The following is an 11460-nucleotide window of genomic DNA, read 5'->3' as shown; positions in this document are numbered from 1 at the left end:
TGTGTCTTGTCGCTCACCTTCACCTGTCGGGTGAGCCTCGCTCTGCCGGCAATCGATCGAAATCCTTCGCGTCCTTTGCGCCTTTGCGGTTCCAATTGCCGAATTTAGCCCAAACCCAAGCGCCGGCCCGCTAGTTGCTCAGGTCTCTGCCGGCGACGCTGTCGGCGTTGCTACAACCGCCTGCCCCGATGCCTCCCGAGCCGTCCGCCGATCAAGCCGCGACCGGATCGCCACGAAGAAGAGCGGCACGAACAGGATATTAAGTAGGGTACCGGCGATCACGCCGCCGAGCACGCCGGTACCGATCGCATTCTGCGCCCCCGAGCCCGCCCCCGAGCTGATGGCCAGCGGCACCACGCCGAAGCCGAAGGCGAGCGAGGTCATGAGGATCGGCCGCAGCCGCATCCGCGCTGCCTCCAGGGCCGCGGCGACCGCGTCCTTGCCTTGCTCCTGCAGGGTCTTGGCGAACTCCACGATGAGGATGGCGTTCTTCGCAGAGAGTCCGATGGTCGCGAGCAGTCCGACCTGAAAATAGATGTCGGCCGGCAGCCCGCGACCGGTCACGGCGAGCACGGCGCCCAACACCCCGAGCGGCACCGCCAGGATCACCGCGAAGGGCACCGACCAGCTCTCGTAGAGCGCGGCGAGCGCCAGGAAAACCACCAGTGCCGAGAGTGCATAGAGCAGGGGCGCCTGGGCACCGGCGGCGCGCTCCTCGAACGACAGCCCGGTCCATTCCAGACCGATCCCGGGCGGGAGCTTGGCGACCAGCGCCTCGACCGCGTCCATGGCCTCGCCCGAGCTCACCCCGGGCGCGGCCTGACCCATCACCTGCGCAGAGGGCAGCCCGTTGTAGCGCTCCAGGCGCGGCGAGCCGAAGACCCAACTGCCGCTGGCGAAGGCGGAGAAGGGCACCATCTCGCCGTCGGCGTTGCGCGCATGCCAGTCGTCCAGATCCTCGGGCAACATCCGATAGGGCGCGTCCGCCTGGAGATAGACCTTCTTCACGCGGCCCTCGTGGACGAAGTCGTCGACATAGGCGCTACCCCAGGCGGCGGAGAGCGCGGTGTTGATGTCCGACAGCGAGAGCCCGAGCGCGCCGGCCTTGGTGCGGTCGATCTCGACCTTGAATTGCGCCTCGTCCTCGCGTCCGTTGGGTCGGACCGCGGCGAGCGCGGGATCGGCGTTCGCCATCCCGAGGAACTGACCGCGCGCGGCCATCAGCGCCTCGTGGCCCACCCCGCCGCGGTCCTGAAGCTGTGCGTCCCAGCCCGTGCCGGTGCCGAGCTCGATGACGGCCGGCGGCACGAAGGCGAAGACCTGCGCATCGCGGATCTGCGAGAACGCCTTCATCGCCCGTCCGGCGACCGCCTTGACCTTGAGGTCCGGCCGTTTGCGCTCGTCCCAGTCCTTCATGCGCACGAACCCGAAGGCCATATTCTGGCCCTGTCCGGCGAAGCTGAAGCCGGCCACGGTGATGAGCTCCTGGACCGCCTCGGATTCGTCTTCGAGGAAGTGGCGCTCGACCTCGCGCAGCACCTCCAAGGTCCGCTCGCGTGTCGCACCCGCGGGCAGCATCACCTGGGTGATGAGGATGCCCTGATCCTCGTCCGGGAGGAACGCGGTCGGCAGGCGCGCATAGGACAGACCCAGACCCACGACGAGCATGAGATAGACCACGAGGAACAGCTTGCGCCGTCCCAGGATGCCCTTTACGCCCTTGATGTAGCCGCCGGTGCCGCGGTTGAAGTTGCGGTTGAACCAGCCGAAGAAGCCGCGTCGCTCGCCCTGATGTCCGGGCTTGAGCAGGGTCGCCGCCAAGGCCGGGCTTAGGGTCAGGGCGACCACCACGGACAGCAGCATGGCCGAGACGATGGTGATGGAGAACTGTCGGTAGATAACCCCGGTCGAGCCGCCGAAGAAGGCCATGGGCACGAACACGGCTGAGAGCACCAGCGCGATGCCGATCAGCGCACTGGTGATCTGATCCATGGAGCGGCGTGTGGCCTCCTTGGGCGGCAGGCCCTCCTCGTGCATGACGCGCTCGACGTTCTCGACCACCACGATGGCATCGTCGACCAGCAGACCGATCGCCAGCACCATCGCGAACAGGGTGAGCGTATTGATCGAATAGCCGAAGGCCGCCAGCACGCCGAAGGTGCCGAGCAGCACGACCGGGACGGCGAGCGTCGGGATCAGGGTCGCGCGGAGGTTCTGCAGGAAGAGATACATGACCAGGAAGACCAGGATCACCGCCTCGATCATGGTCTTGATGACCTCGCCGATGGAGATCTTCACGAAGGGCGTGGTGTCGTACGGGAACACCGCCTCGACCCCGGCCGGAAAGAAGGGTGCGAGCTCATCGAGCCGTGCGCGCACGGCCGCGGCCGTCTCCAGCGCATTGGCCCCGGTCGCCAGGCGAATCGCCATGCCTGCGGACGGGCTGCCCTTGTGGAAGGCGACGGTGTTGTAGCTCTCGCTGCCCAGCTCGATCCGCGCCACGTCCCGCAGATAGACCGTCGAGCCGTCGGCCGTGGTACGCAGCCGGACTGCACCGAAGGCTTCGGGCGTGTTGAGCCGACTCTGCACGTTCACGGTCGCGTTGAGCCGCTGGCCGGGCTCGGCCGGGACGGCGCCGAGCTGACCTGCCGAGATTTGGGCGTTTTCGGCCTTGATGGCGGTTGCGACATCGGTCGGTGTCAGACCGTACTGATTGAGTCGGTTCGGATCGAGCCAGATCCGCATCGCATACTGGGCACCGAAGAGGGTGATCTCGCCGACACCGGGCACGCGGCTGAGCGGATCCTTGACCAGACTGGCCATGTAGTCGCTCATATCCGCGCTTTCGAGCCGCCCGTCGCGCGAGACGAAGGCGACGACCATCATGAAGTTGCGCACCGATTTGGCGACCTGCAGCCCCTGCTGCGTCACCTGCGCGGGCAAGAGCGCCGTGGCCGTCTGCAGCTTGTTCTGGACCTGCATCTGCGCGGTGTCGGGGTCGGTGCCGTTGTCGAAGGTTAGGGTCACGGTTGCGATCCCGGTCGACTCGCTGGTCGAGGACATGTAGCGCAGCCCGTCGAGTCCGTTCATCTGCTGCTCGATGACCTGGGTCACGGAGTCCTGCAGCGTCTGGGCCGAGGCACCCGGATAATTGGCGGTGACGGAGATCGCCGGGGGCGCGATGCTCGGATACTGGGCGACCGGCAGGGTCAGGATGGACAGCACCCCGGCCAGCATGATGACGATCGCGATGACCCAGGCGAAGACGGGTCGATCGATGAAGAAACGGGCCATGGGGTTGGGGTCCTTGGTTCGGGAGTGTGCGGCGCGAGGGGTGAATGGCGTGACCAGCTCTCAGCTCTCAGCTCTCAGCTCTTAGCCATCAGCTCTCAGCTCTCAGCTCTCAGCTCTTAGCCATCAGCTATCAGCCGTTGGCCCAGAGCCATTTGCTTTCGGAAACCCGCCGGTATCTCGTAGCTGACAGCTGACAGCTGACAGCTGACAGCTGACAGCTGGCGGCTCACCTCACCGCCGCAAAGCCCGGCTGATCGCTCATGTCCATCACCCGGACCTGCGTTCCCGGCCGGGCCTTCTGGCTGCCCTCGACGATGACGCGATCACCCGGCTCGAGCCCGGCGTCGATCAGCCATTGGTCGCCGATGGTGCGCGTTGTCTCGATCTTGCGCTCCTCCACCGTGCCCTCGTCGTTCACGACCAAGGCGATCGGGTTGCCGCGGCGATCGTGTTGGACACCTTGCTGCGGAACCAGGATGGCGTCCGGGCGGATGCCTTCCTCCACCCGAGCGCGGACGAACATCCCCGGCAGAAGCTCTTGCTCGGGGTTCGGGATGGTGGCACGCAACGTGACCGTGCCTGTTCCCTGATCGACCGTGACCTCGGAGGATTCCAGGCGTCCCGCATGCGGATGGATCCTGCCGTCCTCCAGGATGAGTGTCACCTTCGCCTGCTCTCCGTTGGGGCTCTGAAGACGGCCATCGGCCAGGGCGCGGCGCAACTTGAGCAACTGGGTGCTCGACTGGGTGAGGTCGACGTAAATGGGATCGATCTGCTGCACGGTCGCCAACTCCTCGGACTGGTTGGCCGTCACCAAGGCACCTTGGGTGACGGTCGAGCGGCCGATCCGTCCGGCGATCGGCGACTCGACCCGACTATAGGCGAGGTCGATTCGCGCACGCTCCAAGGCGGCCTGATCGACGGCGACACTGGCCGCAGCCTCCTTGAGCGCCGCCTGGGTGTCGTCGTTGTCCTCCTGGCTCACCGCCTTGGAGTTGGCGAGACGCGCATAGCGATCGGCCTTCAGCCGCGCCCGATCCAAGGTGGCCTGCGAGCGTGCCAGCGCGGCCTCGGCGCTGTCGTAAGCCGCCTGGTAGACGGCCGGGTCGATCTGATAGAGCACTTGGCCCGCGCTGATTTCGCCGCCTTCGGTAAAGAGTCGATCCTGGATGAGGCCGCTGACGCGCGGTCGCACCTCCGCGATCCGATAGGGTACGGTGCGGCCGGGAAGCTCGGTCGTCAGCGTGGTCGGGCGGGCGACGATCGTGAACGTGCCGACCTCGGGGGGCGGGGGTGCTGCGGCCGCGACCGCGCTGCCGGGGGTTTGATTGCAGCCGGCGAGGAGCAAGGCGATACCGATCGGCAAGGCCAGAGCGATGCCGATCTGAAGGCGGGCGGATCCCATGAGATACCTCGAAGTGCGGTGCCAGAGTCGACTGTTTGAGGTGTCGACCGTTGACTCTTCTAGAGTGAACGTTCATTCTAGTTCTTGTCGGAACTTTAGACCCGCAAGTCGACGAGGTCAAGGTGTCAGGTGGTGTGCGCGGCTCGTGCCGTTGCGGCGCTGTCATCGAAGAGCGCCCGCGCAACGGCGCGAACAATCAACGGAGGAACAAGAATGCATGGACCGGATCAAGATCAGGAACCCAGCCGCGGTCAGGCGAGGCGCCAACAGATCCTCGATGCGGCGGCCACCTGTTTCGTGCGCGAGGGATTTCACGGGACCAGCATCGCGAAGATCTCGAAGGCGGCCGGGATGAGTCCGGGCCACATCTATCACTTCTTCGAGAGCAAGGAGACGATCATCGGCGCCTTGGTGCAGCGCAAGCTGGAACGCTCGCTTGAGATCGTCCTTCAGTTCGAGAGCGAAGAGGACCTCTTTCAGGCGATGATCGACCGCGTCGAGGTGGGCCTGAACGAGAAGACAGACCTGGACACCGCAGCACTGGAGATGGAGATGCTCGCCGAGGCCGCCCGCAATCCGGCGGTGGCCGAGATCGTCCGCGCCGCCGACGCCGCCAAGCGCGAGCGCCTCTGCGCCCTATATCGCGCCGCCCGGCACGCCCGCGGGATGGACGTCGGCGACGCCGACGCCTCGATCGAGGTGATCATGGCCCTCTTCGACGGGCTGTCGGGTCGCGCCATCAGTCATCCCGATCTCGACAAAGCGGCGTTGCTGCCGCTGCTGCGAAGCGCCCTGCGCGCACTCCTCTGACCCTTGGTCCGCCCGATGATCGGAAACGCCTGTGCCATGTGGCCGGATCCGAGCGGGCGGACATGCATTGCACGTCGTCCGAGACATGGTTCGCCGTCAGCTCCGGCGATTATCGGAGCCGGGGCGGCCAAGCCAATCCGATAAACCAAGTATACCGCTCTGGCTGCGGTTTAGAGTCGAATGAACTCAACGCGCCTGTTTTCGGCTTTTCCGTTCTCGGTCGTGTTGTCGGCGACGGGTTTGGAAGCGCCCCATCCTTTTGACGTCAGGCGATCGGGACCGATTCCCTTCTCGATCAGCGCACGGACGACGCTTTCAGCTCGCTGCTGAGAAAGACGCTGGTTGAGTTCGCCGTCTCCGTCTGAGTCCGTATGGCCTTCCACCGAGAAACGGAGGTCTTGGTGATCCCGCATAAGCTGAACGACTTGGTCGATGATCCCCGCGGATTCCGGTTTGATGTCGGCCTTGTTGACGTCGAACTGGATGTCGGTGGTTGAAAAACGTCCTTCCGACATGACTGTTTCATAAAGCGGCATGCCGCCTTCGGCGACAACCACGTTTGTGATGAATGTATCTGAATTGGGTCTGGCGTTATTGGGACGCCCTCCCTGGATCTGAAAACTTCGCAGTTCCTCTTCGAAACGAGGCACGTTCAAAATACGGACACCATTGGAAAAAACCCGCATTTCATGTTGATTGAACGAGAGGGCCAGTCGTCTCCATCCCGGCTGAAATCCGGCTCTGGTCTCGGTGGTTTTGCCTTCAGAGACGGCGCCGCCGCGCGATGAAACCAGTATGAAGCGTTCCCCGGTAAATCTCAGCGAACCGGATCTTCTGCCTGTGTCGTTGAAGAAAGTAATTTCGTAAGCATGCTGCCTGAGCTCGTTCATCAAATAATCGAACTCAATCGTGAACGCCTGGGGTAAGGAGTTGTTTTCCTCCATGAGCGGCGCGACTTGCGTCTGGGTAATCAGGAATGAAAGCGCGTTTTCCCCGTCGTGTCTGGCGACTTCCGCGCTTCCTTTGACCAGTCGCCACTTTGAAGGGAACTCTCCGACCCTTTCGTGCTTTAGACTGTCCTCGAAAATGATAGTGGATCCACGTGTAAACTCGGTCTGACCATAAGCCGCGGCTGATATCAGGATGAACGCGGCCACGCTGATGAAGCGCTTCAGAAGAATATGTTGCATGCTGTTTCCTTTCTATGACAAGCGATACACGTCAAGTGGCACGGGTATCGGCTCACGGGTTTCATGCTGAAGTCTAGAGAAAATCATCCTCATCGTCGTCATGCCCAAACACCTCTTGCAATTGGGGCATGTAAGGGGTTATGGCTTGAATATGCGACTCAGGCACGGATGCAAGCTGAATTTTCATCTCCGAGACCATCTGAAACACCGGGGAGCCTTGGAATGATTGCCGTTGTTCCGGGCTCATGGAGGCCATTGAACTTTCAAGTTCGCCGATTTGCCCTCTGGCGGAAGAGGCTATGTATGCACGAATGATGTGCGCGTATTGTTCCGCATAGTCTTCCATTGAAGCGTATCCGTTGCTCCCGACGATATTCCGCACCTCGGGTTTCCCGGACATGTCTTCCAATATCAACTGCTTTGTGCTCTCGACGTCCAAGATGCCTATATCGTCTTCTTCTTCATCATCATCATCATCATCATCATCTCGGTCGTCATCGAGCTCGTCGAAATATGGCGCAAGCGCTTCAGTCGTCGTGATGAATCGCTCCATGTCCGACGAGGAGAGATTCATTGCATAAGCGCCACTGAAAACGAACAACGAGACAAAGACGAACAGCACTACTTTTTTAACCATGGAAACGACCTTGTTGGGTTGGGGGTGAACAGGGGCCGCCGTAAGGCGATCCATCCCGGCTTCGAGCGCTGAGCCGCGTCCCGGCCGTGAAGACAGGGCGGGGTTCTCCGACGCGAATCCCGGGCTCGGCAGCACGGAAAGATCCAGGCGTCCGTGGGGCCTCGGCCACCACCTCGGCCCGGGGCGGAATCTCCCAGCGCACCAGCGCCTCAACCGACCGCAGCGCATCGGGGTCGACCAGCTCCCCTTTGTTCAGAAGCACCAAGTCCACCCCGGAGAAACGCTACACACATGTGATGTTTCCGCTCCGCCGCCGGTCTGCCCGCTGAGGGTGGATCAGGCATCCTGCAGGCCGGTCTCCGGGCTCGTGGCTGTGAGGAAGAACGCACGCGAGTGCGGGGGCAGTACCGGCCTAGTCGCGCGGGCGACGCCACCGGCTTGCCGTTTCGCCCGAAAGGCACGACCTTTCGGGCGCTTGCTGGAAGATTGGATAAACCATGCAAGTTTACCGGGAATGACGCGATTCGGCCAACCCGGATCCATCGCTTGGACCCCAACGGTCTGACCGGCCGTCACATCGCCGGGCGTGGCCGGCTTCGAGGTGCACCTTGCGCAGACCCTGGTTCTGCTGGATCTTGCGGTGCGCGGTGCATGGCCTCCGCAAAGGCGTCCGAGTCGAAAAGACCTGCTGCTTGAAGCACTCCCACGGGGGCTAGCCGCCTTGCCGGCGGCCTCGAAGGAACGGTGCTCCGCGAGCGCTTGCGCTTCCGTCCGACCGAAGGCCGAGAGGATCGCGCGCGTGTCAGTCAGACGTCAGTTCCTGTATTTGGCCTTACTCCGCTTTCATCGATCGTCACTCGTCGTCAGTGCTTTCGGCGTTCGCTTCCGGCGCGACGTCGGGACTGATCTCGATCTCTACGCTGTCCGGGAACGAAACCGCACCCCCACCCGGTGCCGGTGCAGCGTCCCTGGCCCCAGCGGTCTTGTTGACGGCGCTGAATGCTGCTTCAATTGTTGCCGCCATCGCCACCCGCTCGCCGACGATCGCAATGAAACGGACCAACTCCGGAAAGCTGGCGCCGGTTTGGGCCTTTAGAAACACGCCCTGTACAGAGGCGATGACACCATTGACCGGCATCACGACCAAACTGCCTCGTTCCGCCTGAGCGCCCTGTCGATTCCAGAGCGCGAACTCTTGTGTGATCCGGGGGTCCTGTTTCACGAAAGCGTCTCCCTGGGCCGGGCCGTAGACCAAGGTTCCCCGTGGGAAGCTGTAGGCGACGATCCGACCATAATTCTCGCCGTCGTTGCCGGCGACCACGAGGGCGCGCATGTTGTTCTTGCCCTTCGGGTTCATCGGCGCGAGCAGGCTGAACTCTAACCGCTCAGGATCCAACAGGTTCAGCGTCACGTAATAGGGCTTGATGACACGAACCTCATTCTCCCATTGCACCTCCGGATAGACCCACAGATCTTCCTGTTTGAAAAACGTGCGGGGATCGCGCTGCTGATAGCGTCCATAGATTCCCAACTGGATGTCGAACAGGCGCTTCGGATAACGCACGTGTTGCTGCAACTGGTCCGGCATCTCTGAGAACGGTTTGAACACGCCGGGATACGCTCGCGCATAGGCCCTGATGATCGGGTCATCGGGTTCGGACACATAGTAGCTGACGCTGCCATCATAGGCATCGATCACCACTTTTGCAGAGTTGCGGATCGTGTTGAAGGTGTGTGGGACGCCTGCGAAATCGGCAGTGGCCGTGTAGGAGTAGGGATACCATCGGGACAGGGTATAGGTATCCTGAATCCAATAGATCCGTTCCGGCGTGACCACGGCGTAGGGATCGGGGTCCAATAACAGGAATGGTGTCAATGTCGAGACGCGTTCGACGATATTGCGGCGAAACAGGATGCGGCTGTCCTGGTTAATCTGATTGGTAAGGAAGATGTTGATCTCGCCGAAATAAAGCGAAAAGACGATCCGGCGAAACCAGTTCGAGATCTTCACACCACCGGTGCCGTTGTAATCCGACAGGACGATCTCATCGTCGCCGGCATAGTCGATCTCCCGGCTGTTATTCGGCGCGATCACCGGCGAATAGTTGCTGGCGCCAAAATAGATACCGGGCTGCTCGATGGTTAGACCGAATGCCGACTGCGGCGGGATCCCCTGCATGAGCCAGCGGATGGCGCCCGCCGCCCGTTGCGCCGTCGGTGCCATCACGGCGCCATAGCCGTGTGTGTACTTCATCCATTCGTTGACCCAGTTGCGGGAGCCCTCCGGCAGATTGTCGAGATCGATCTCGCGCGGCGATACCGCAACCTGCTGATAGACGCCATCGACGGTGTAGCGGTCGACATCAATGCTGTTTAAGGTGTAGTAACTGCGAATCTCTTGGAGTTCCTGGAAGACCCTGTGCAGGCGGAACTCATCCCAAATCGGGATGTTGACAATCGTTTCCTGGAATTCGGGCGATGTCGTATCCCAGGGAATATCCTGGATCGGGTATTGGCGGGTTTCGACCTCGTTCAGATCATAGGCGGCCAGCGTCGCCCGGATGTTGTGGTCGATAAAGGGCGATTGAAGCGAGAGCTCGTCAGGCTTGACAACGTACTCTTGCAGCAGACCCGGCACCACCGGCGAGTAGCGCAGGGCCAGTGTTCCGGCAAACAAGACCGCGACAATGGCGAGGGCCGGCAGTCCTTTGCGGGTGTTGACGAGCCAGATGAACAGAGCGCCCAAGGTCAAGGCCAGGATCATCGCGGTCCAGATCAGCGGCAGGATGTAGTTCATCTCGACATAACCCGGACCAGAGAAGACCGGGAGGTGTGGGTCGGCGTAGAGCAGCAGATGACGGTCGAGCATGAAATACCAGGCACCGATCAGCACCACGCCGCCTGCCGCGAGGTTCAGATGCAGCTTTGCGCCCCGCCGCAGTGGCCGTCCGGACCCGTTGACGATCCATCGTTCGAGCCAGTACAGCAGTGCAAGGCCCAACAACAGGACCATCGAGGCAAACAGCAGGCCACGCCAAAGCAGCAGATAGAAAGGCAGGGCGAACAGGTAGTAGCTGATGTCGTGACCGAACGCAGGGTCGGTGATGCCGCTGTCCCGGGAGAAAATGTACAGTATTGCCGTCTCCCAGTGCCCGTAGACGGGAAGTGCAACGAGCACCGCAAGTCCCAGCGTCAGTGGCAGATAGAACAGCAATGAACGGCGCTGGAAGCGATCGTAAATGCGCTGGTATCGCGTCGTCCGCGCCGGACCGGCAGTCGTCGGCCGGGATGTCCCGTATGAGCCGCCGGCCGAACTGGGGGTTGGAGCCGATGCGCGCGGTTCTCCGTCTGCTTCCGCGGGGACCGCGGCGCCGAGGTATCTTGACCCGACCCAAAAGTTGAGAAAGAAGACAAGAAACAAGAACAGGGTGACGACCAGAAACATCACTGACTGGTAGAGCAGCCGCAACCAGAAGTAGAACCCATAGTCCAGTGCCTGGAACCACCAAAGGTTGGCGATGAAGTCATCCGTGATGTACACCGCAATCAGGATCGCCGAGACGACGACCGGAATGAGCATCGCAAGGGTCAGGCGCTTCCAGGTTTTCATTGTTTGCTCCGCGTTGATGCAGGGCCCATTGCCGACACTGTCGCGACAGGGCCGCAACGCAGCGGGACCCTAGTCGTCGGTTCGGACGTCGGCCGGGGACAGGTAATCGGGGCGGGAATACCACGAGGTACTCGCTGAATGATCAGCGTTGGCCGCGCGCCGGCGTCGCGAGCGGCTTTCGGGCGCCGATCGCCCCCGAGGATGGGCGTTTTCACTGTCTTGCCAGTCACAACGTATGGCCCCGGGCGGGTAGGATGAGCAGCGATCGGTCGGACCCTTCATATGCCTGGGATATGCCTGTGATATGCCTTTGATATTCGCCTGCTGCAAGGAAACAATCAGCCATATGCCCGCATCGCTCGATGCAATATCGACCAGCAACGATGCCCGAAGGGTCAATGCTTCGAGGGCCAATGCGTCGATCAGGTTCCCAAGGCGGGGAGTTGGGTGCGCGGTGTCGAAACCTGCGGGGCCACGCCTGGTAATCCAAGCCCCCCACAGATGGACAGGATGC

6 protein-coding genes and 1 riboswitch are annotated in these 11460 nt (G+C 62.1%); of the genes, 1 reads left to right on the top strand and 5 read right to left on the bottom strand.

Annotated features, from left to right (window positions below):
• Positions 1 to 138: 138 nt before the first annotated feature.
• Positions 139 to 3294, bottom strand: a complete 3156-nt coding sequence (locus BDD21_RS00640; protein WP_120795509.1) for an efflux RND transporter permease subunit — start codon at positions 3292 to 3294, stop codon at positions 139 to 141.
• A gap of 226 nt (positions 3295 to 3520) precedes the next feature.
• Positions 3521 to 4699, bottom strand: coding sequence for an efflux RND transporter periplasmic adaptor subunit (locus BDD21_RS00635; protein WP_120795508.1), 1179 nt, complete (start codon positions 4697 to 4699; stop codon positions 3521 to 3523).
• 213 nt (positions 4700 to 4912) lie between these two features.
• Between BDD21_RS00635 and BDD21_RS00630 the strand changes: the two genes are divergently transcribed.
• Positions 4913 to 5509 (top strand): TetR/AcrR family transcriptional regulator, encoded by a 597-nt coding sequence (locus tag BDD21_RS00630; RefSeq protein WP_120795507.1) that lies wholly within the window; start codon positions 4913 to 4915, stop codon positions 5507 to 5509.
• A 170-nt stretch (positions 5510 to 5679) separates the two neighbouring features.
• Here BDD21_RS00630 and BDD21_RS00625 read toward each other — a convergent pair whose 3' ends face one another.
• The 3 genes from BDD21_RS00625 to BDD21_RS00615 all read right to left on the bottom strand — a co-directional run bounded on the left by BDD21_RS00625 (position 5680) and on the right by BDD21_RS00615 (position 10946).
• Entirely contained in the window at positions 5680 to 6699 is a 1020-nt protein-coding gene (locus BDD21_RS00625; protein ID WP_120795506.1) for an OmpA family protein, read from the bottom strand.
• A 73-nt stretch (positions 6700 to 6772) separates the two neighbouring features.
• Positions 6773 to 7471: a hypothetical protein gene (locus tag BDD21_RS27665; protein WP_170164653.1), complete on the bottom strand. Its 699-nt coding sequence runs from the start codon at positions 7469 to 7471 to the stop codon at positions 6773 to 6775.
• 198 nt (positions 7472 to 7669) lie between these two features.
• Positions 7670 to 7830, bottom strand: a riboswitch (cobalamin riboswitch).
• Positions 7831 to 8189: 359 nt separating this feature from the next.
• Positions 8190 to 10946 carry a UPF0182 family protein gene (locus BDD21_RS00615; protein ID WP_120795504.1) on the bottom strand — a complete coding sequence of 919 codons (2757 nt, stop codon included), beginning with the start codon at positions 10944 to 10946 and terminating at the stop codon, positions 8190 to 8192.
• Between the last annotated feature and the right edge of the window lie 514 nt (positions 10947 to 11460).

The organism is Thiocapsa rosea, assembly GCF_003634315.1.
Classification (GTDB): domain Bacteria; phylum Pseudomonadota; class Gammaproteobacteria; order Chromatiales; family Chromatiaceae; genus Thiocapsa; species Thiocapsa rosea.
This window is presented reverse-complemented; position numbering and strand designations above follow the sequence as displayed.